The sequence below is a fragment of the Streptomyces sp. YIM 130001 genome (genome assembly GCF_003574445.1).
Taxonomy (GTDB): domain Bacteria; phylum Actinomycetota; class Actinomycetes; order Streptomycetales; family Streptomycetaceae; genus Streptomyces.
Map to the genome: position 1 here is coordinate 19634 of NZ_KZ984553.1, position 21540 is coordinate 41173.

Here is a 21540-nt window from a genome sequence, read left to right on the forward strand (position 1 = left end):
GCTTACCTGCCAACGATCTCGATTCGGTGGTCCCCGGATGTCAGTTCCCACCCTGGTCACAGGCGTCGCCAGGACGGCCCCCTCGGCCGTCTCGGAGGCGTACGCACGCGTGGCCGAGGTCTTCCCCTCGCTCTCCGTCCGAGAGCTCGGCGCGGGCGAGCGGGTTCCGCACGGGGACGGCTGGGTGGCCGCTTCCCGGCTGGCCGAGGGTGGCGCGGACCTGGAGACGTTCCTCGCCTGGGACGAGGCGCAGGTATTGCGCGACTACGGACAGCAGGCCCGGCCCGACGTGATCGCCGGCTTCGGCCTGCACCGCTACGCATGGCCCGCCTGCCTGCTGATCACTCTCCCCTGGTTCCTGCTGCGCCGGGTCCCGCGGCTGCCGGTGAGCGATGTCACCTTCCAGCGCACCCTCGGCAGGATGGCCGTGCGGGTGGATTCCTTCGCCTGCCTGCCCGACGACCCCGCCGCCACGATGCCGGGCGCCCGCGTGGTCGCGGACGAGGAGGCACTGCGGGCCGAGGTGCGTGACGCGGTCGCCGCCCACCTGCAGCCCGTACTCGACGGCTTTCGGCCGCGGATGCGGCGCGGACCACGCGCGCTGTGGGGCATGGCGACCGACGAGATCGTCGAGGGCCTGTGGTATCTCGCGCACCTCCTCGGCGAGGAGCAGCGCGCGATGACCGAGCTGGAGCAGCTGCTCCCCGGCACCACCGAGCCGTACGTCGACTCCGCCGCATTCCGTGAACTGACCGGGCCGAACGGGGAGTCGCTGCCGACCCGGGACCGTGCGAGCTGCTGCATGTTCTACACACTGCGCCCCGCGGACACCTGCGTGACCTGCCCGCGCACCTGCGACGCCGACCGCATCAGCCGGCTCGGCGCGACGACCACCGGCTGACCCGCCGCACCGCACTCCCGCACCGCCACGAATTCGAACCCAATTCGCCTGCCCCGTACGGCGGTTCGAGCAGGAACGCGCTATCCGGTGGCGCCCGCACCTCCATGGCGTGCTCTTGCACCGAAACCCTCTAAGGGCTCGTCCCGCTGCGCAACTATGGCGGCCGAAACGCCGTCATGCGAGGCAAAGGGACCCCTGATGAGAATGACCGATATATCGCTGGACTGGCTGCTTCCCGGCTGCGTACTGCTCCTGGGCATCCTGGCTGCGGTAACGGTGCTCGCGCGCGGCAAGCGCTCGGGGGACAAGGTCGTGCCCGAGGATTCCTGGGAGCGCAGCGAGGAGCGCCGCAGGCGCAAGGAGGCGCTCTACGCCACCGTGTCCTACCTGTTGTTGTTCTGCTGCGCGGCGGTCGCCGCCGCCCTGTCGTTCCACGGCCTGGTCGGGTTCGGCCGGCAGAACCTGAATCTGTCGGGCGGCTGGGAGTACCTGGTGCCGTTCGGGCTCGACGGGGCCGCGATGTTCTGTTCGGTGCTCGCGGTGCGCGAGGCCAGCCACGGTGACGCGGCGCTCGGCTCACGGCTCCTGGTGTGGACGTTCGCCGGGGCCGCGGCCTGGTTCAACTGGGTGCACGCGCCGCGCGGTCTCGGGCACGCGGGTGCTCCGCAGTTCTTCGCGGGCATGTCGCTGTCGGCCGCGGTGCTCTTCGACCGCGCCCTGAAGCAGACCCGTCGCGCCGCCCTGCGTGAACAGGGCCTGGTGCCACGGCCGTTGCCGCAGATCCGGATCGTGCGGTGGCTGCGCGCTCCCCGGGAGACCTTCGGAGCCTGGTCGCTGATGCTCCTCGAGGGCGTACGCAGCCTGGACGAGGCCGTCGAGGAAGTACGGGACGACCGTCGTCAGAAGAGCGAGAGCAAGTTGCGCAGGCGCGAGCAGCAGAAGCTGGAGAGGGCGCATCTGAAGGCGGTGAGCCGCGGCCACAGCGTGCTCCCGGGACGGGGCAGGCAGCCGAGGGCTCAGCTCGACGCCCCCGCCGCGGCCGGCGTCCCGGCGCCGTCGCCCGGCCCGGACTCCGTCATAGGCGGCGAACCGGAACAGCTGCCCGTGCGTCCGAGACCCCCACTGCAGGCGGTGACCGCGCCGGACGGCGCCGCGCCGGTCACCGTCGACCTCACCACGGAGGACGACACCCAGACGCTGCCCCGGCTCGACTCCCTCGAGCAGAAGCTCAAGGACCTGGAGCAGCAGTTCGGATGAACCCGCCGTTCGGTGCGGCGTGCACTGTCCCGGTCGCCCCTGCGGTGGCCGGGACGGTGTGCGTCCGGGCGACCGCGGTACGACGGAGGTGCGGACCGGTCAACTCGCCGGTGCCGGGGCCAGATCGAACCACACCGATTTGCCGACCTCGTGCGCCCGTATGCCCCAGGCGTCGGCGAGGGACTGCACCAGGAAGAGACCTCGGCCGCTCGTGCCCGGCTCGTCGTCGGCAGCCGGGAGCCGGCCCTGACCGCCGCGGCGGTTCGTGTCGGGCGTCCGTGGGGCGCCTGCGCTGAAGTCGCGGACCTCTACATGGAGTCCGCGCGGCCCGACCGTGGCCGTGATCTCGGCGTCGTCGTCCGAGTGCACCAGTGCGTTGGTGACGAGCTCGCAGGTGAGCAGTTCGGCGCTGTCACGGAGGTCACCGGTCCCCCAGCCGTGGAGCAACACGCGCAGCGCGTGGCGCACTTCGGGCACGGCGCGCAACTCCGCCCCGGCGAGCCGTCTGCTGAGGAAGGCCCCGCCGCCGTTTCGTGCGGCGGCCGTCGCTCTCGCGAGGCCACCTATTTCCATCCGCTGTCTCATGGCCCCCGCCCACATGACCGAATCGCCGTCCCTTCTCCCCGTACCGTCTCGAACAGCTACACGGGAATGCATGCCCCCTCGGACAAAGCGCACGCATGCCACGGGGCGACAGCTTCGGATTCGGGCGCGTGGGTGTGAACCGTGTGTGCGGGGAAGGGAAGCGGGGAACGTCGCGCCCGCGCCCGTCCGCCCGCGGTGGAGGGGCCCGTACCGAGGAGCCGTGATGCACGACGACCGCACATTGGTGGAGGGCCGCCTGGAGCGAGCACTGCGCCAGTTCGTCCGCCCCGCCCAGTACTCCGCACGTACGCCGTTGCGCCTGGCCGTCTGGCACGCTCCGGGCGAACCGCTTCCCGTGTCCGAGGCGTTGAAGGCCGAGTACGAGCCGTTCGCCGTCGGAACGGACTGGGGCAGTCCGTGGTCGACGAGCTGGTTCCGGATCGAGGGGGTGGTGCCCGACGAGTGGGCGGGACGGCATGTCGAGGTGGTCGTGGATCCCGGATTCTCCGGCGAGGGGCCGGGATTCCAGGCGGAGGGGATGCTCTACGATCCGGCCGGCGTACCGATCAAGGGAATTCACCCGCGGAACCGGCATCTGACCGTCGCCGCGCGGGCCGCGGGCGGGGAGCCCGTCCAGCTGCTCCTGGAGGCGGCCGCCAACCCCGCGGTGCTGAACGACTTCGAGCCGACCCTGCTCGGTGACGTCCTGACCGCCGGCGACCGGCCGCTGTACCGCTTCGCCTCCGCCGATCTGGCCGTGCTCGACGAGGAGGTGTGGCATCTCGTCCTGGACATCGAGGTGTTGTCGGAGCTGATGCAGGAACTGCCCGTGGACCGGCCACGCCGGCACGAGATCCTGCGCGCCCTCGAGGACATGCTCGACGCCCTCGATCTGCACGACGTGGCGGGGACCGCGGCGGCGGGCCGCGCCGCGCTCGCCGAGGTGCTGGCGAGCCCGGCCGCGCCGAGCGCGCACCGGGTGTCGGCGGCCGGGCACGCGCACATCGACTCCGCGTGGTTGTGGCCGCTGCGCGAGACCGTACGCAAGGCATCGCGGACGTTCGCCAACGTCACGGCGCTCGCGCAGGACTACCCGGAGCTGGTGTTCGCCTGTTCGCAGGCCCAGCAGTACGCCTGGGTGAAGGAACACCAGCCGCATGTCTTCGACCGCATCAAACAGGCGGTGGCGGACGGCACTTGGGCGCCGGTGGGTTCGATGTGGGTGGAGTCGGACGCGAACATGCCGGGGGGTGAGGCGCTCGCGCGGCAGATCGTGCACGGAAAGCGGTTCTTCCAGGAGGAATTCGGCATCGACACCGAGGAGATCTGGCTGCCCGACTCCTTCGGATACACCGCCGCCTTCCCGCAGTTGGCGAAGCTGGCGGGGGTGCGCTGGTTCCTCACCCAGAAGCTGTCGTGGAACCAGAGCAACAAGATGCCGCACCACACCTTCTGGTGGGAGGGCATCGACGGCACCCGGGTCTTCACGCACTTCCCGCCCGTCGACACCTACAACTCGCAGTTCCACGCCTCCGAACTGGCCCATGCCGAGCGGAACTTCGCGGACAAGGGGCGGGCCACCCGCTCCCTGGTGCCGTTCGGCTGGGGCGACGGGGGTGGCGGTCCCACCCGGGAGATGCTGGAGAAGGCGCGGCGTCTGCGGTCGCTGGAAGGATCGCCACGGGTCGCGGTCGAGCACCCGGATGCGTTCTTCGCCGCGGCCGAGGAGGAGTACGGCGAGCGGGCGCCGGTCTGGTCGGGCGAGCTGTATCTGGAGCTGCACCGGGCGACGTACACGACTCAGGCCAAGACGAAGCAGGGCAACCGGCGCAGTGAACACGCGCTGCGTGAGGCCGAGTTGTGGGTGACGGCAGCGGCGGTACGAGTGCCGGGCTACCAGGCTCCCCACGATGCGCTGGACCGGCTGTGGAAGACGGTGCTGCTGCACCAGTTCCACGACATCCTGCCCGGCTCGTCGATCGCCTGGGTGCATCGCGAGGCCCGCGACACCTATCGGGAAGTCCTCGACGAGGTGGCGGAGCTGACGGCCGACGCGGTGTCGGCGCTCGGCGGCGGGCAGCCGGCGGCGTTCAACGCCTCGCCGTACGAACGGCGCGAGGTCGTCCCGTCCGCGTCCGGTCTCTCACTGGTCACCGTGCCCGGCCTGGGCGCGGCCCCGCTGCCCGCCCCGCAGGACACGGACGGTCCCGATGTCGTGCGCGTCGGTGCCGAGGACGGCTCGTACGTCCTGGAGAACGAGCACCTGCGGGTGACCGTCGACGGGGACGGCCTGCTGACCTCGGTCTTCGACCGGGACGCGGGACGTGAGGCACTCGCCCCGGGAGCTCGGGGGAACCTCCTGCAACTGCACCCCGACCACCCCAACCAGTGGGACGCCTGGGACATCGACAAGCACTACCGGCGCAAGCACACGGACCTGACGAAGGCCGATGCGGTCGAGCTCACGGAGTCCGGCCCACTGCGGGCCGCGGTACGCGTGGTGCGGACCTTCGGCCGCTCCCGGATCACCCAGGAGCTGCGGCTCTCCGCGGCCGCCCGCCGGCTCGACGTGGTCACGGACGTCGACTGGCAGGAGTCGGAGAAGGTCCTCAAGGCCGCCTTCCCGTTCGACCTGCAGGCCGAACGGTCCGCCGCCGAGATCCAGTTCGGCCATGTGCAGCGGCCCACCCACACCAACACCGGCTGGGACGCTGCCCGTTTCGAGATCTGCGCCCACCGGTGGCTGAGGGTCGCGGAGGACGAGTACGGGGTGGCGGTGCTCAACGACTCGACGTACGGCCACGATGTGACGCGTACGCCGCACGAGGAGGGGCTCGGCACGACGGTGCGGCTCACGCTGCTGCGGGCCCCGCACTCGCCGGATCCGGAAGCGGATCTGGGGCACCATCGCTTCACGTACGCGGTGTGTCCGGGGGCTTCGACGGGGGACGCGGTGGCCGAGGGGCTGGCGCTCAATCTGCCGCTGCGCACGGCGTCGGGGCCGGCTCTCCCTGCACTGGTCGACGTGGACGATCCGGCCGTGACCGTCGAGTCGGTGAAGCTCGCCGAGGACCGTAGCGGCGACGTGATCGTCCGGCTCTACGAATCGCGCGGCGGGCGCGCGGCCGGGGTCGTCTCCACCTCGTTTCCCGTTGCGCGGGCCTCGGTGGTGGATCTGCTGGAGCGGCGGCTCGGGGACGCGTCTGCCGTATCCGGGGGATTTCGGGTCTCGTTGCGGCCGTTCCAGATTCTTACGCTGCGGCTGACTCCGGCTCGGTAGGCGGAGGTCCGCAGGCGCCGGGCAGGCCTGAAGGAACAGGACTGCCCGGCGGCCGGGTCGGCACGAGGCCTCAGGGCCTGGGCACGTTCCGGAGGTTGGAGCGGGCCATCTGGACCATCCGGCCCACTCCGCCGTCGAGGACGATCTTGCTGGCGGAGAGGGCGAAGCCGGTGACCATGTCGGCGCTGATCTTCGGCGGGATCGACAGCGCGTTGGGGTCGGTCACGATGTCGACCAGGGCCGGCCCCTTGTGGCTGAACGCCTCCTTCAGCGCTCCGGCGAGATGCTTGGGCTTCTCCACCCGCACCCCGTACGCCCCGGCCGCCCGGGCGATCGCCGCGAAGTCCGTGTTCTGGTAGCCCGTGCCGAACGACGGCAGGCCCGCGACCAGCATCTCCAGGTCGACCATGCCGAGCGAGGAGTTGTTGAACAGAACGACCTTCACCGGCAGGTCGTGCTGCACCAAGGTGAGGAAGTCACCCATCAGCATGGAGAATCCGCCGTCGCCCGACATCGACACGACCTGCCGGTCGCGGTCCACGAACTGGGCGCCGATCGCCTGCGGCAGTGCGTTCGCCATCGAGCCGTGCGAGAACGAACCGATCACGCGCCGCTTGCCGTTGGGCGTGAGATAGCGCGCCGCCCAGACGTTGCACATCCCGGTGTCGACGGTGAACACGGCGTCGTCCGCGGCCAGTTCGTCCAGCACGGAGGCCACGTACTCGGGGTGGATCGGCACATGCTTGTCCACCTTGCGGGTGTAGGCCTTGATCACACCCTCGAGGGCGTCGGCATGCTTCTTCAGCATCCGGTCGAGGAACTTGCGGTCCTTCTTCTCCCGCACCTTGGGGATCAGACAGCGCAGCGTCTCGCGCACGTCACCCCAGACGGCGAGGTCGAGCTTGGAGCGCCGGCCCAGATGCTCGGGGCGCACGTCGACCTGCACGATCTTCACGTCGTCCGGCAGGAAGGCGTTGTACGGGAAGTCGGTGCCGAGCAGGATCAGCAGATCGCACTCGTTCGTGGCCTCGTACGCCGCCCCGTAGCCGAGCAGTCCGCTCATGCCGACGTCGTAGGGGTTGTCGTACTGGATCCACTCCTTGCCGCGCAGGGCGTGGCCGACCGGGGACTTGACCCGTTCGGCGAGCTGCATGACCTCGGTGTGCGCACCGGCCGTACCGCTGCCGCAGAACAGCGTCACGCGCTTCGCCCCGTCGATCAGTTCGGCGAGGCTGTCGATCTCCGCGTCGCCCGGGCGGACGGTGGGCCGCGCGGTGACGAGGGCGTGCTCCACCGCGCGCTCCGGTGCGGTCTGCGCGGCGATGTCGCCGGGCAGTGTGACGACGCTGACGCCGCCCTGGCCGACGGCGTGCTGGATCGCGGTCTGCAGCAGCCGCGGCATCTGCTGCGGGTTGGAGATCATCTCGCTGTAGTGACTGCACTCGCGGAACAGCTGGTCGGGATGGGTCTCCTGGAAGTAGTTGAGTCCGATCTCGCTGGACGGGATCTGGGCGGCGAGGGCGAGGACCGGTGCCATCGAGCGGTGGGCGTCGTACAGGCCGTTGATCAGGTGCAGGTTCCCCGGGCCGCAGGAGCCGGCGCAGGCCGCCATCCGGCCCGTGACCTGCGCTTCGGCGCCCGCGGCGAAGGCGGCGGTCTCCTCGTGCCTGACCTGGACCCACTCGATCCCCTTGGTGCGCCGGATCGCGTCCACCACGGGGTTGAGACTGTCGCCGACCACGCCGTACAGGCGCTGGACGCCCGCGCGCGCGAGGATGTCGACGAACTGCTCGGCGACGTTCTGCTTGGCCATGGAAAAGCACCCCTTGGATCCGACGCTCATCGAGTCTTCGGACCCATCCATTCACGTACCGGCCGGTTACGCCTCCCAGATGGCGCAAGCCGTACGGTCGTCGGCGTAGCCCTTGACCCGGATCTGGGTGTCCGCGAGGAACTCGGTGAGTCCGGGCGGCTCGCCCTCGGCCCAGCGCTCGCCGAGCAGTCCGGACAGCGCGGGCTCGCCGCGCAGCGGTTCGGCGAGACCTGCCGTGCACAGCAGCAGGGCGTCACCCGGGCGGGCTACCGAGGCGCGGAAGCGGAACGGCTCACGCGGGCGCTCCTGGGCCACCGTCCCGTACGGGGTGACCGGTGTGGTGATGCCCAGATCCATGGTGAGGCGGTCGCCTTCCGGGGTCTCGCTCGGCGGGTCCCCGATGATGCCGCCGAAGCCGACGACCGGCTCACCGGTGGCCTCGGCGACCGCCGGTTCGATGTCCTGCCAGTCGCCGTCCCGCAGCCGGAACAGACCGCCGCCGCCGACGCCGAAGAACACCCGTGTCCGGCACTCCGGATCCGCGGGCAGCAGGAGGCAGCGCAGGCTGGTCGCCGCGTACTCCTCGGGCTCCAGGCCGAGTTCGGCTGCGCCGGCGCGGAGTTTGCCGAGGCTGTGGTCGGTGAGCCGGTGCAGTCCGGACTTGAGGTCGGCTCGGCGGGCGGCCCTGAGGTCCTCGGCGAGGCGCAGGTGGCTGCGGCCGACGGCACGCCCTATCCAGCGGCAGGCCTCGGCGGCGGCGCGGTGCGCTCCGGCGGTGGCCCGTGCGCCGGTCGCCATGGCGACCAGGATCAGGGCGCCGTCGTCGGTGCCGAAGCGGGCGGTGAGCAGGGAGTCGCGGCGGGGTTCGCCGCGGTAGCGGGCCGAGTCGCCGCGGGCTGATGCGGCGCGCAGGGTCCAGGGGCCGTAGGTCGCGCCGTCCAGGACGGTGTCGGCGACCAGGTCGCCGAGCGCGTCGGGCTCGGTGGCGGGCAGTGCGGTGGGCTCGGGGGCGTAGGTGGGCGGGCGGTCGCCGACGTGGCCGACGGCGGGCCGGCCGGGCGGGGCCTGCGGGATCTCGCTGGTGACGGCGTCCTTCGTGGCCGCGTCCGACGGCGGTCGCGAGGCGGGTACGTCGTTGCCGCGGCGCTCGGTGGACGCGGTGTCACGCGCGGGGGCGTCGACGGGTGCGGCGGCGAGGGGGTGACGGCGGCGGGGCGGGGCCTCGGTGCCGGCTGCTGCCGATTCGGCGGGCGGGGGTGCGTAGTCGCCCGTGGCCGCTGCCGTACTGCCCGGGGTTGCCGGGTCCGTCTCGGCCAGTGGTGGGCCGAAGGGGGCGGAAGCGTCGTCGGCGGAACGAGGGCCGAGCGCTGTTCGCTCGGGGGCGGGAGCGGAGGACGGTGGCCCGAACCGCGGCGGGGGTGTCGCGTCCTGCCGGCCGGAGGGGGTGCCGGGCTCGGGCGTGCCGGTCGAATCGTCGGCGGCCGGTGCGGGTGCTGGCGCTGCTGCTGATGCGGGCGCCGGTGCAGGTTCAGGCGCGGGCGCGGTAGGTCCGAAGGTGGTCGGGTGATGGTCCCCGTCCGGGGATGCCCACGGAGCGCGTGGCGCGTAGGGGGCACGTGGCGGTGCCGAATCCCCCTGTGCAGCAGGTGACTTGGGTGTCCGCGGTGACGGCGTCCCGGTGGCCCTGGGGTCCTGCGGCCGCTCCGGCACACCGTCCTCGTACGGCTCCGCGCGGGCCGGCCCCGCCGCCTCGTTCACGCCATCGGGTGCGGACTCCCCCGTGGCAGCCGGGCTTTCGGCGGGCGCGGCGGATCCCAGGGGCGGCCACGGCTGCCGCTGGGAGGAGGGAGTGGACGTCCCGGAGGACTCGGGTACGGGCTGCTCCGGCACCGACCGCCCCCGCGTGGCCCGATCGGGTGAAGCCGCCGGTCCGCCGTGCCCCGCCTCCGCGATGTCCGCCGCGGCTGCGTACCGGTCGTCGATGGTGTCCCGTGTGCCGGCCGGCCCTGTGTCCTCGGCCGACCCGTCGTACAACTGCAGCCACCAGTCGTCCCCTTGGTCCGAGGTGCCGGTGTGCCTGTCCCCCTGCTGACTCATGCCCCTATTGTCCACCGTCGGCGGCGCGCGAAAACGGGGCATCCCCAAAATGCCCTCGCACGGCAGCGCCCGGCGACCGGCAAAGGTCCGCCGGACGGCCCCACCCCCCACGGGAGGAACGCCCGGCGGACCGCTCGTCGGCGCGCGAGTCAGCGCGCGCCATATGACCGTGACTACCGCACGTCGTACGCACGCGCCACGGTCTGGCGCACCGAATTGCCGTCCGTGTCGGTCAGTTCGGTCCGCAGCCACACCTGCAAGCCCGAGGCTCCGGCGTGGTTCACGGTGGCCGTCGCGCCCCTGCCGTCGACGGACACAGCGGCATCGGTCCAGGTCTTGCCCTCGTCGTAGGAGTAGGCGAGGGACGCGGACTTGACCGCCTCGGGTGTGTATCCCGCATGCCCCGTGGCCGTGAGGCGAATCCGCTGACCGTTCTTCGCCGCCAGGGTCTTGAGACCGTCCTCGGGCAGCGCACAGCGCGGGAAGAGGATCGGCAGGGGCTGCGAGTACTGCGTGGGATCGGCCTTCGAGCGGAACGTCCAGGCCGTCTCGACCGAGGTGGACCGCTGCCAGACCTCCGCGGGCGCACCGGTCTTGGTGATGCTCTGGCGCAGTTCGTAGGCTCCGTCGTCGGCCGGTACGTCGAAGACGCCGGACGGGTAGCCGCTGGTGCCTATCTCCTTGCCGTCCCGGTACAGCTTCAGGTTCCCGATGTCACCGAACGAACCGGGCTCCGCGTGGTGCGCACCGTCGCCCCACATGGCGGCGGAGAAGCCGATCAGATTCGCCTGGCGCTCGGCGGCCAGGAGCGGTTCGCCCTCGGTGTCGCGCGGAGCGGTGGGCGCGATCACGGAGTCGTACCAGCTCTCCTTGCGCTCCTTGCCGGGGCGGTGGGTGCGCTGCTGGTCGATCATGAACTCGCCGAACGGGAAGCTGCTCGAGACGACGTGGTCCCAGGCCGTGCTGCCCGGCGTGTAGTACTCGGTGCGCTCGCCGGGGACCGGCGCCGGCTCGGCGGAGCCGAGGTACACGCTGCTGCCGTCGGGGCGGTAGGCCGCCGTGCTGTCGAGGTAGTCGGCGCTCGCCCCCATCGCGTGGTACGTCGAATCGACCCTGCCCAGGCGGCTGTCGCGGTCGCGGTAGGTGCGGTCGGTGCGGATGGTGCCGTCCTCGGTGTGGCCCAGGTTGTAGACGTACGGGCTCGCCGACTCGGCCTTCCAGCGGAGGGTCACGGGGCCCTGCCCGAGGCGGTCGGTGAGCTCTCGGGCCTCCGTCTTCTCCACCGCAAGGACGGGTAGCGGTGCGCCGGTGAGGCCGGCCGCCGGCTGCCAGCGGCCGGGCGTGGCACGGTGCAGGACGAGGCCCTCGGCGCCGGCCTCCTTCGCGTCCTGGGCGATGGTGGAGACCGAGCTGTCCGCACCGACCTCGACCAGCGCGAGCTTGGACTCGACGCCGGCGTCCGCCAGTTCGTCCGCCGAGCCGCTGCCCGCGTCGACGAGCGGGGCCCTGCCGGTGCCGTCCAGGTTCGCGGATCCGGTGCCGGAGGAGACGGGGTGCAGCGTCGGGCCGCCGACGACCGCGAACTCGTCGATCAGCGGGGCGTACTGGCGCCAGTAGCTGCCGAATTCGAAGTCGCCGTCAGCGGCCCGCCCTTCGACCGAGGCGTAGTACGACGCGACGGTGGATCCGGCCGCCAGCGACCCGGCGTGCAGCCAGGTGTCGTCCCAGGTGCGGGAGAACGCGAGGGTGGCGGCGCGGGTCTCGGTGGGCCGGTCGGTGGCGACCGCCAGGCGGTGGGCCGCGCGCGCGTCGAGGACGACCGTGGTGTCCTTCTTCAACTCCAGTTGCGGGCGGCCGAGATACGTGACGGAGTCGGTCAGCGTCGCGCCTTCGCCCGCGTCCGGTGTGGTGACGAAGCTGGACAGGAAGTAGTTGCCGGGGCGCAGTCGGTAGGTCTGGTCGGTGGCGCCGTCGTTGAAGCGGCGCTCCCCGTCGGCCGTGTCGGTGCTGATGACGTCGAGCGACGAACTTCCCGCGGCCGCGTCCCCGGCCCGGTCGACGAGTTTGACCCGCAGCGTCACCGTCTCGGGCTGCACGTACAGGGCGAAGGGCGTGGAGAGGGTGACTCCCTTCGCGGTGGCCCGGATCCGTCCGGTGACATCGCCGTACTGGGAGCGCTCCAGGCGGGCCGTCGGGTCGACGGCGAGGGGTACGCGGACGGTCTCGCCGGCCGCGACCGTCACCTTGCGGTCGCCGAGCTTCGCCGGCTTCGAGCGGACCCGGGAACCGTCGTTGCCGGTGACGTCCTCGACGCTCAGCGAGAGCGTGACGGGCCTGTCGCCGGTGTTGGTGTACGGCATCTCGACGGTGGTGCGGTCGCTGGGATCCTGCGGCCAGTTGAAGGTGCCGCCCTGGACCGCGGGCGCGCCGAGCACCGTGGCTTCGGTAGCGGCTGCCACGTCGAGGCGGCCGGCGCCGGTCTCCCGGACGTCGCCGGGGAGCCCGGACTCGGCGGAGCCGACGAGCGCCGCCTTGAGCTGCTGCGGCGAGTAGTCGGGGTGACGCTGTTTCAGGATCGCTGCCGCGCCCGCGACATGGGGCGCGGCCATCGACGTACCGGACATCGACCGGTACGCCTGCGCGTCCCGTCCGCCGGCGGCCGCGGCGGAGATCCCGACGCCGGGGGCGGCGATCTCGGGCTTGAGGGTGTGGGTGGCGACGGCCGGTCCGCGGCTGGAGAAGGGGGCGGTGGAGTCGTCACGGTCCACGGCGCCGACGGTGAGTACGCCGGGGGTGCAGCCCGGCGAGGAGACGGTGTTGTGCGAGGGGCCGGTGTTTCCGGCCGCGACGACGAACAACGTGCCGGAATCGGCAGCCAGTTGCTCGGCGGCCGTACTCATCGGGTCGGTGCAGTCGGTGGGTTCGGGGCTGCCGAGGCTCATGGACACCACGTCGGCCTGCTGCTCGACGGCCCACTGCATACCGGCGATGATCCACGAATCCTGGCCGAAGCCCTGGTCGTTGAGGACCTTGCCGTTGAGCAGGTCGGTGCCGGGCGCCACTCCCTTCTTGGCGCCGTCGCTCGCCGCTCCGGAGCCGCCGACGGTGGAGATGGTGTGGGTGCCGTGGCCCTGGTTGTCCTCGGTGCCGCCGGAGTCGGTGAAGTTCTTCTCGGCGGTGATCCGGCCGTCCAGGTCCGGGTGTCGGGCGTCGGCGCCGGTGTCGAGGACGGCGACCTCGGTGCCCTTGCCGTCGTAGCCGGACTGCCAGGCCTCGGGCGCGTGCACCTGCCGGGTGGAGCGGTCGAGATTCGTCTCCACCCTGCCGTCCAGCCAGAGCTTCTTCAGACCCGCGGTGGCACGGGACGTGGCGCGGGTCACGTCGGACCAGAAGTCGGTGGCCTTCTTCTTGTCGGCCTCGAGGGCGACGCCGTCGACGGGCGCGAGGACCAGGGTCCGGGTGGCGCCGCGCGGTGCGGCGGGCGCGGAGCGGGCCACCTCGACGGATTCGTCGTAGAGCGCGATGAGCGGCAGGGACTTCGCGTGGGCGTCGTCGTAGCCCTGTCTCACCAGGCCCGTGACATTGAAGAGTTGCTCGTCGACCAGGTCGTCGGCGACGGCGCCCGCGGCACCCTCCGGGTAGACGTACAGGTCGTCGCCCGACTGCCGGGTCTGCAGCAGCGGCCGGCTGCCGTCGGCGCGCGGGAGCGCGGCGGCCGTGCTCCGGCCGTCGGAGTCGGTGGTCACCAGGACGCGGTCGCCGGTGACGAGCGTGACGGTGGAACGCTGCCCGGCCACGTCCGCGGCCTCGCTGCCCACCAGGGGCCTGGATTCCGGTGCGTCCCCGCCCGGTGCTGCGGCGGAGGGCATGGCGAGGGTGATCGCCAAGGCGGCGGCTGTGGCCGCGCCCAGGGCAGTCCGTGATGACGCGCGCATCGGTCTCCCCAACTCGAGTGTGCGGTGGCGACACATTGGCAGAGAGGCGGTGGGTGCAGGGATGATGTACGGAGGCGGGTTTGCGCCGTGGCTGTTTCCCGCCACGGCGGGCGCCTGCAGGGGCGGGCGGAACTGGGGAGGGACGCGCTTCATGCTGGGGGCCATAGGTCTGGACGAGGTACAGGAATCGGCATACCGGACGCTGGTGTCGCTGGGCGCGGCAGACGTGCCCGATCTGGCGCACCGGCTCGCGCTCGCCGAGCCCGAGGCGGTACGGACGCTGCGGCGTCTCGAACACCACGGCCTGGCCGCGCAGTCGACGGCCCGGCCCGGCCGCTGGGTGGCCGCGCCGCCCGGTGTCGCGCTCGGCGCTCTGCTGACCCAGCAGCGCCACGAACTGGACAAGGCCGAACTCGCGGCGGCGCTTCTGGCCGAGGACTACCGGGCCCAGGCCACCGAACCCGCGGTGCACGACCTGGTGGAGGTGGTGACCGGCCAGGGCGCGGTGGCCCGCCGCTTCCTGCAACTGCAGCTCGGTGCGTCGGTCGAGGTGTGCGCCCTGGTCACAGGAAGGCCCACGGTGGTCTCCGGTGTGGAGAACGAGGCCGAGGAGCAGGCCGCGGGCCGCGGAGTGCGCTACCGCGTGGTGGTGGAGCGGGAGGTGCTCGCGCTGCCGGCGGGTTTCACCGAGATGACCGCGGCGCTGGGCCGGAACGAGGAGCTCCGCATGGTGGACGCGGTGCCGACGAAACTGGTGATCGCCGACCGTTCGCTCGCCATGGTCCCGCTGACCTCCCGCAAGTCGGACCCGGCCGCGCTCGTGGTGCACGCGAGCGGCCTGCTCGAATCGCTCAGCGGTCTCTTCGAGGCGGTATGGCGCGATGCGCTGCCGCTGCGGATAGGCGAGGACGGAGGGCTCCGCGAGGACGCCGAGGCGGGCCCCGACGGCACAGATCTGGAGATCCTCTCGCTGCTGCTCGCCGGGCTCACGGACGCGAGCGTCGCCAAGCAGCTCGACCTCGGCCTGCGGACCGTGCAACGCCGGGTGAAGCGGCTGATGGAACTGACGGATGTGACGACCCGGCTCCAGCTGGGCTGGCATGCGTACGAGCGGGGCTGGGTGGCACGGGGAGCGTGACCGCGGCGGCCCTGCGAGCCCTGCCCACCCCCTTGACCTGCACAAGTCACTCATATCGGGCAGTCTTGGCAGATGAACGCCTGGGAGCTCGCGCTGGTCGCGCTCGTGCTGCTGCTCGGCGTGTGCGGAGTGCTGCTGCCCGGCGTACCGGGGCCCTGGCTGGTCTGGGCGGCGATCCTGTGGTGGTCGCTGACCACCCGGACCGCGGTGGCCTGGGGCGTACTGGTCGGTGTGACGGCGCTGCTCCTGGTGAGCCAGGTGGTCCGCTGGCTGCTGCCACCGCGCCGGCTGCGCGAGGCCGGCATCACCCGGACCATGGCTCTCTGGGCGGGCGGCGGCGCGTTCGCGGGCTTCTGCGTACTGCCCGTCATCGGCGCGATACCCGGCTTCATCGGCGGCATCTACGCCTCGGAACGCCTCCGGCTCGGCCGGCACGGGGCGGCCAAGGCGGCCACCCGGACCGCGATGCGCGAGGCAGGCACCAGCATCCTGGTCGAACTCTTCAGCTGCCTGCTCGCGGCGGGGGCCTGGTTGGGGGCGGTGATCTGGGGGCGGTGATCCGGGGCGTCGATCCGGCGACTGCCATCGGTGGACCCACGTCTGTCGCTGGACCCAGGTCTGCGGACCGAGGCCCGCCCTGCGTCCATGGACCGATGCGCACACCCCTCCCGCGTGGCAGCCTCGTGGCATGACGGCATCCAGCGCATTCACCGGATTCACCGCGGCCGAACGCGAGTACCTCGCCTCGCAGCGTCTGGGCCGACTCGCCACGGTCGACGCCGAGGGGCAGCCTCAGGCGAACCCCGTCGGCTTCTATCCGCAGGACGACGGCACCATCCTGATCGGCGGTTACGCCCTCGGCACCACCAAGAAGTGGCGCAATCTCCGCGGGAACCCGAAAGTCGCACTGGTCGTGGACGACCTCGTCAGCGTCCGGCCCTGGCGGGTCCGCGGCATGGACATCAGGGGCGAGGCCGAACTCCACACCGGACCGCACGACCTCGGCGCGCACTTCAGCGAGGAACTCATCCGCATCCACCCCCGCAAGGTGCACAGCTGGGGCCTCGACGAACCGGCCGGCTGAGCGGCCGTACGGCCCCGGTCAGGCCACGGCCGGCAGCGTTCCCTCGAGGGTCAGCAGCTGACGCTTGCGGGGCAGCCCGCCCGCGTAGCCGCCGAGCGCCTCCGCGCCCGCTCCGACGACCCGGTGGCAGGGGCGCACCACCAGGAGCGGGTTGGCGCCGACCGCCCCGCCGATCGCGCGGGCCGCCGACCGCGGGGCTCCGATCCGCGCGGCCAGTTCGCCGTAACTGGTCGTCGTCCCGTACGGCAGCGCGTCGAGGGCGGCCCACACGCGTTCCCTGAAGTCCGTGCCGCGGGCGCGCAGGTCGAGGTCGAACTCCCGCAGCTCCCCCGCGAAGTACGCCGCCAACTGCTCCGTGGCCGCACGGAACGCCGCCGGGTCGCGATGCCATTCGGGGCGCGGCGTGAGCCCGCCCTTCTGGCCCGGTACGGAGAGCGAGGCCAGCGCGCCGGATCCGTCGCCGGTGAGCAGCAGGTCGCCGAGCGGGCTGTCCACGGTGGTGAAGTAGGTGGCCGGGCGCGCGGTGGCGCGAGGGCCCGCGTGCGCTGCACCGGTCGCTGTCGTACTCATCAGTGGTTCTCCTCTGCTGGTTCTGACGCTGCTGGTCCTGAAGCCGCTGGTCCTGTGTCGGTTCTCAAGCAGCCGATCCTCAAGCCGCTGGTCCTGTGTCGGTTCTCAAGCAGCCGATCCTCAAGCCGCTGGTCCTGAAGCTGTTGTTTCCTGCCTGCAGGCCGTCCCGAGGTGATGGGCCGCGTACGAGCGCCACGGCCGCCAGGCGTCGTCGGTCCGCTCCCCCGGCACCGCGACATCCGGGTCACCGAGCGCACGCCGGCGGATCAGGGCCGCCTCCGCGGGCCGCACCCCGGGCACCGCGAGCAGCGCCTGCTCCGCGTCGTCCCGGTCGGCGCCCGCGTCCAGTCGTACGGAACCGTCCTCCAGGGCCGCGGCCAGCGGCAGGTGAGCGGCGAGCGCCTTGGGCTCGGGGAAGAGGTGGGTGAGCGATCCGCACGGCACGTCGAGCGGCGCACCGAACTCGGCCACGAGATCGGCGGCCGCGGCCTGCCCGACCACGGCACGCACCGCGAACTCGTCGGCGTCGGCCGCACCGGGCGAGCGCAGTCCGGGACGCTCGGCGACCAGCGCCGTGAGCGCCGGTTGCGCACCGAGCCGCTGGTCCACGGCGATCGGGTCGGCGTCCAGGTCGAAGAGCCGGCGCAACCGGTGCACGGCCGTGGACAGGTCACGCGGGTCGGTGAGGTGGATACGGGCGTCGAGCCACGGGCCGGCATCCCGTTCGTCGACCGAGGCGAACCCCGTCCCGTACGGCAGGCGCAGAGTGCGCCGATAGGTGCGTGACCCCGCGGCACCGGTCATCTCCTCGACCCCGGGCAGCGCCTCGAGCGCGAGGAGGTCGAAGACGGAGGCGTGGTGGTACGGCCCGCGCAGGGCGAGCCGCAGCGGCACGCCGGCGGTGCGCGCGGACCCGGAACTGGCGCCGCGTGCCGTGCCGTTGCCCGTCCGTGACTCCGCGCGCAGGCCGCTCGGGGTGCGGGCGTAGATCTGCCGGATCGTGTCGTTGAACTGGCGCACGCTGGCGAACCCGGAGGCGAACGCGATGTCGGTGACCGGGAGCGGAGTGGTCTGCAACAGGATCCGCGCGGTGTGGGCGCGCTGGGCGCGGGCGAGGGCGACCGGGCCCGCGCCGAGTTCCGCGGTGAGCTGACGCTGCACTTGGCGTGCGCTGTAGCCGAGGCGGTCGGCCAGCCCGGTGACGCCGTCGCGGTCCACCACTCCGTCGCCGATCATGCGCATGGCGCGGCCCACGACGTCGGCGCGGGCGTTCCAGTCGGCCGAGCCGGGTACGGCGTCGGGGCGGCAGCGCCGGCAGGCGCGAAAGCCCGCGCGCTGGGCCCCGGCGGCGGTCGGGAAGAAGCGCACATTGCGCCGTTTCGGCGTGACGGCGGGGCAGCTGGGCCGACAGTAGATACCGGTCGTCGACACCGCGAAGAAGAACGCGCCGTCGAAGCGGGCGTCGCGGCTGCACACCGCCTCGTACCTGGTCTCTTCATCCATCACTCGTCCAGTCTGCGGGACGGGCGGGAGGTCGGCTGGCGGAAATCGGACGCGACGTTCACGACCGGGCGGGCCCTTCACGCCGTACGCGAGAGAGTGCCCGGAACGCCGGAAAGGGCTCGTCGGACAGGCCGCCACAGCCGGCCGACGAGCCCTCTCCCGGTGCCCGGCCAGGCACCTGGCCCCCGGGTGCGGGGCCTTCGAAGGCCCCGCACCCGGAAGTTCTCGATGAGCCCTGCGGGAGCGGCCCGGGACGACAGGCCCTAGCGGACGCGGCCGCGCTTGGCCTCCATCGCGGCCCGTCCCTGCGCCTGCTTGAGGCGCCATTCGCGGCGGATCCCGGCGCGTAGTCGGGCGTCCGTCTTGGCGATGATGCGTTCGTTCTCGCGCAGCAGCTTGCGGTAGCTGTCGAGCCTGCGCTCCGGCAGCGTGCCGTCGGCCACCGCGCCGAGCACCGCGCAGCCCGGCTCCGCCCCGTGGGCGCAGTCGTGGAAGCGGCAGTCCTCGGCCAGCGCCTCGATCTCGGCGAAGACCTGACCGACGCCGTTCCCGGCGTCCCAGAGGCCCACGCCGCGCAGCCCCGGGGTGTCGATGAGGACTCCCCCGCCGGGCAGGGCGAGCAGGTTGCGGGTGGTCGTGGTGTGACGCCCCTTGCCGTCGACGTCACGGGCCTCCTGGACGTCCATCACGTCCTCGCCGAGCAGGGCGTTGGCCAGCGTGGACTTGCCGGCGCCCGACTGACCGAGCAGCACGCTGGTGCCGTCGGCGACCACCGCCGCGAGCACTTCGGTGCCCTCGCCCGAGGTCGCACAGACGGGCAGCACCTGGACGCCCGGTGCCGAGGTCTCGACGTCCTGCACGAGATGCGCGAGCGTGACCGGATCCTCCACCAGGTCGGCCTTGGTCAGGACGACGAGGGGCTGCGCCCCCGACTCCCAGGCGAGTGCCAGGAAGCGTTCGATACGCCCGAGATCGAGTTCCAGGGCGAGAGAGATCGCGACGATCGCGAAGTCGACGTTGGCCGCGAGGATCTGCCCCTCGGAGCGCTTGGAGCTGGTGTTGCGGACGAATGCGGTGCGCCGCGGCAGATACGTCCGTACGAGCGGAGGGTCGCCGTAGGGGTCGACGGCGGCCCAGTCGCCGGTGCAGATGACGCGGAGCGGATCGTGCGGGGTGACGAGTGCGGTGTCGGCACGGATGACGCCGTCGGCCGTGTGTACGTCGCACAAACCGCGGTCGACGCGCAGGACGCGGCCGGGGACCAGGCCCTGCTCGGCGTACGGAGCGAAAGCGGCGGCCCAGGCGTCGTCCCAGCCGTAGGAGGTCAGCGGGTCGGGCACGGCCGGAGCGGCCGCGCGGGTGGAGGCATGGGATGCCGAGGAATCGGACGGGAGATTCAAAGCGGGCCCTTCTCAGGGGTGGCCCGGCTGCGCCCCGGTGTGAAGGGCGGTGCTACGTGAAGAGTGGGTCAGCCGGCGACCACGGAGCTTGCGGTGATGGTCTGCTGAGTGCGGGCGATCCCCGCGGCGACGACAGTCATCAGTCACACCTCCTGGTTCTGCACGGCTCGTCCCGGCGGGCCCCGATGGCCGCCGGATGGAACGAGCCGACCATAGCCGCGCCCGCTCGTGGGGCGCCAACTCTTTTTCCGACGGGGCCGCAGGCGGGGGTCCGTGTCGGGCGCGGTCAGTCCTGGTAGCGCAGCAGGAGCATCGCGGCGTCGTCGTGCAGCGGGCCCTGGACGTGCTCGACGAGGTCCTCGCGGAGCCGTTCGAGCGCCGCCTCCGGGTCCGGGTCCTTGAGCAGGTCCAGGCGGTCGGCGAGCGGATAGAAGCTGCGGTTCGCGTCGCGCGCCTCGGACACACCATCGGTGTACAGCAGCAGTTGCTCGCCCGGGGCGAAGCCGACCGCGTAGGGCTCCGGCGCCTCGGTGCCGTGCACGCCGAGGCCGAGCGGCAGGGCGTAGCGGGGCGGCTCGGCGAAGCGTGCGGTGCCGTCCGGACCGATCACCACCGGTGCGGGATGGCCGTAGTTGAGGAGCGTCACGAAATGTCCGTCGCGCACCTCGGCGAGTACGGCGGTGACGAACTTCTCGCCCTGCAGCTCCCGGTCGGCCACGCGCTCGAGCCGGGCACCGACGCTCGGCAGATCGGCCTCGTCGTGCGCGGCCTCGCGGAAGGCGCCGAGCACCAGGGCCGCGGTCTCCACCGCGTCGAGCCCCTTGCCCTGCACATCGCCGACGATGACGCGTACGCCGCCGGGCGAGGCCACCACCTCGTAGAGATCGCCACCGATCCGCGCCTCGGCGACGGCGGAGGTGTAGGAGACGGCGGCACGCAGGTGACCGGCCCGCCGCGGCACCGGGCGCAGGAGCACTCGCTGGGCCACCTCGGCGATGGAACGCACGCTCGCGAGCTCCGACTCCCGGCGCTGGCGCATCACCGCGGCGAGCAGTCCCGCGGCGGTGACTCCGGCCACGGAGACGAGTGCGGTGAATCCGCGGCGATCGTCGAACAGGCCGTTGTACAGGCCGAGTGCGCTGCACAGCAGCAGCGCGATCCCCCCGACGACGGCGGTGCGCCGCCAGCCGCCGACCAGACCGGAGAAGGCGGGACCGAGTGACACCAGGGGCATGACGCCGACGCCGGGTCCCTCACTGAGGTCGACCGCGGCGACCACGGCCATCACGGCGAAAGGCAGAACGTCCAGGATGCTGATGCGCCGTGGTGTCTGCTCCGCCACTGCTCACTCCCACCCCCGGACAGGCGGTGTACAGGGCGCGGACCGGCGCCTGTTCACCGCAACCACTCGAAGCCTTACCCTATGCAAAACTTTCACAGCTGAAGCATCGGACGCCGGGCACTGTTACCGAACCGCAAGCCCGTGATTGCGGGCCGTGCGTGGTCCGGAGTTCCGTACGATGGCCGGATGGAGGTGCGATGTCGACACAGATCCACCGCCTGACCATCACCGAACTCGCAGGTTGCGAAGACAGCGCGGTGTTGCGGGTGAGCGGTGAACTCGACCAGTCCTGCGAGGACTTCTTCCTGACGACGCTTGGGGCGTCGGTGGAGGCCGGGCACCGGTTCCTGGTGCTGGATGTGACAGCCTTGGTGTTCTGCGACTCCCGGGGTCTGAACTGCCTGCTCGCGATGCACTGGCTGCTCGGCCGCCGGGACGGGCGGCTGCTGCTCGCCGGTTCGGGCCGACGGCTCAACGAACTGCTCGAGCAGACCGGCAGTACGGACCTGCTGCCCTCGTACACGACGGTCGGACAGGCCCTGAACACGCTCCCCGAATCCCAGCGTCCTGCCTGGCCGCCGGCGGAACCGGCCCAATCTCCGGGGGCGGCGCGCTGATCCGTCGGGTTCGGTGTA

General features: G+C 72.1%; 15 protein-coding genes. 7 read left to right on the plus strand and 8 right to left on the minus strand.

Annotated elements, in window-relative coordinates:
• The first annotated feature begins 37 nt into the window (after positions 1–37).
• Together DSC45_RS12035 and DSC45_RS12040 are read left to right on the plus strand one after the other, a co-directional pair.
• Positions 38–901 (plus strand): (2Fe-2S)-binding protein, encoded by an 864-nt coding sequence (locus tag DSC45_RS12035; protein ID WP_119290026.1) that lies wholly within the window; start codon positions 38–40, stop codon positions 899–901.
• A 198-nt stretch (positions 902–1099) separates the two neighbouring features.
• A complete protein-coding gene (locus DSC45_RS12040; protein ID WP_119290028.1) occupies positions 1100–2158 on the plus strand; it encodes a DUF2637 domain-containing protein in 1059 nt (352 codons plus the stop codon).
• A gap of 99 nt (positions 2159–2257) precedes the next feature.
• Here the strand turns inward: DSC45_RS12040 and DSC45_RS12045 are convergent, their stop codons facing one another.
• Positions 2258–2731 (minus strand): ATP-binding protein, encoded by a 474-nt coding sequence (locus DSC45_RS12045; protein WP_119290030.1) that lies wholly within the window; start codon positions 2729–2731, stop codon positions 2258–2260.
• Positions 2732–2966: 235 nt separating this feature from the next.
• On the opposite strand from DSC45_RS12045, the gene DSC45_RS12050 reads away from it, so the two are divergent.
• On the plus strand, positions 2967–6023 hold the full coding sequence (locus DSC45_RS12050) for an alpha-mannosidase (RefSeq protein WP_119290032.1): 3057 nt from the start codon (positions 2967–2969) through the stop codon (positions 6021–6023).
• A 70-nt stretch (positions 6024–6093) separates the two neighbouring features.
• On the opposite strand, the gene DSC45_RS12055 is transcribed toward DSC45_RS12050, so the two are convergent.
• The 3 genes from DSC45_RS12055 to DSC45_RS12065 form a co-directional block, all read right to left on the minus strand.
• Complete coding sequence (locus tag DSC45_RS12055) at positions 6094–7836, minus strand: pyruvate dehydrogenase (RefSeq protein ID WP_119290034.1); 1743 nt, start codon at positions 7834–7836, stop codon at positions 6094–6096.
• A 66-nt stretch (positions 7837–7902) separates the two neighbouring features.
• Complete coding sequence (locus DSC45_RS12060) at positions 7903–9933, minus strand: protein phosphatase 2C domain-containing protein (protein WP_119290036.1); 2031 nt, start codon at positions 9931–9933, stop codon at positions 7903–7905.
• A 173-nt stretch (positions 9934–10106) separates the two neighbouring features.
• Positions 10107–13868, minus strand: coding sequence for a S8 family serine peptidase (locus DSC45_RS12065; RefSeq protein ID WP_119290038.1), 3762 nt, complete (start codon positions 13866–13868; stop codon positions 10107–10109).
• A gap of 151 nt (positions 13869–14019) precedes the next feature.
• On the opposite strand from DSC45_RS12065, the gene DSC45_RS12070 reads away from it, so the two are divergent.
• The 3 genes from DSC45_RS12070 (at position 14020) to DSC45_RS12080 (ending at position 16090) form a co-directional block, all read left to right on the plus strand.
• The gene (locus DSC45_RS12070) at positions 14020–15006 is read left to right on the plus strand and encodes a helix-turn-helix transcriptional regulator (protein ID WP_119290040.1); all 987 of its coding nucleotides are present in this window, start codon (positions 14020–14022) and stop codon (positions 15004–15006) included.
• A 72-nt stretch (positions 15007–15078) separates the two neighbouring features.
• Positions 15079–15564 carry a DUF456 domain-containing protein gene (locus DSC45_RS12075; protein ID WP_119290042.1) on the plus strand — a complete coding sequence of 162 codons (486 nt, stop codon included), beginning with the start codon at positions 15079–15081 and terminating at the stop codon, positions 15562–15564.
• 130 nt (positions 15565–15694) lie between these two features.
• Positions 15695–16090: a PPOX class F420-dependent oxidoreductase gene (locus DSC45_RS12080; protein WP_119290043.1), complete on the plus strand. Its 396-nt coding sequence runs from the start codon at positions 15695–15697 to the stop codon at positions 16088–16090.
• Between the two features lie 18 nt (positions 16091–16108).
• Here the strand turns inward: DSC45_RS12080 and DSC45_RS12085 are convergent, their stop codons facing one another.
• From DSC45_RS12085 to DSC45_RS12100, 4 genes are all read right to left on the minus strand, one after another.
• Positions 16109–16660, minus strand: a complete 552-nt coding sequence (locus DSC45_RS12085) for a methylated-DNA--[protein]-cysteine S-methyltransferase (protein ID WP_119290045.1) — start codon at positions 16658–16660, stop codon at positions 16109–16111.
• A gap of 120 nt (positions 16661–16780) precedes the next feature.
• A complete protein-coding gene (locus DSC45_RS12090) occupies positions 16781–18163 on the minus strand; it encodes a bifunctional transcriptional activator/DNA repair enzyme AdaA (protein WP_119290047.1) in 1383 nt (460 codons plus the stop codon).
• A 263-nt stretch (positions 18164–18426) separates the two neighbouring features.
• Complete coding sequence (gene rsgA, locus DSC45_RS12095; RefSeq protein ID WP_119290533.1) at positions 18427–19503, minus strand: ribosome small subunit-dependent GTPase A; 1077 nt, start codon at positions 19501–19503, stop codon at positions 18427–18429.
• Between the two features lie 346 nt (positions 19504–19849).
• The gene (locus DSC45_RS12100; RefSeq protein WP_119290049.1) at positions 19850–20905 is read right to left on the minus strand and encodes a PP2C family protein-serine/threonine phosphatase; all 1056 of its coding nucleotides are present in this window, start codon (positions 20903–20905) and stop codon (positions 19850–19852) included.
• A gap of 197 nt (positions 20906–21102) precedes the next feature.
• Between DSC45_RS12100 and DSC45_RS12105 the strand changes: the two genes are divergently transcribed.
• A complete protein-coding gene (locus DSC45_RS12105) occupies positions 21103–21522 on the plus strand; it encodes an STAS domain-containing protein (protein ID WP_119290051.1) in 420 nt (139 codons plus the stop codon).
• The last annotated feature ends 18 nt before the right edge of the window (positions 21523–21540 follow it).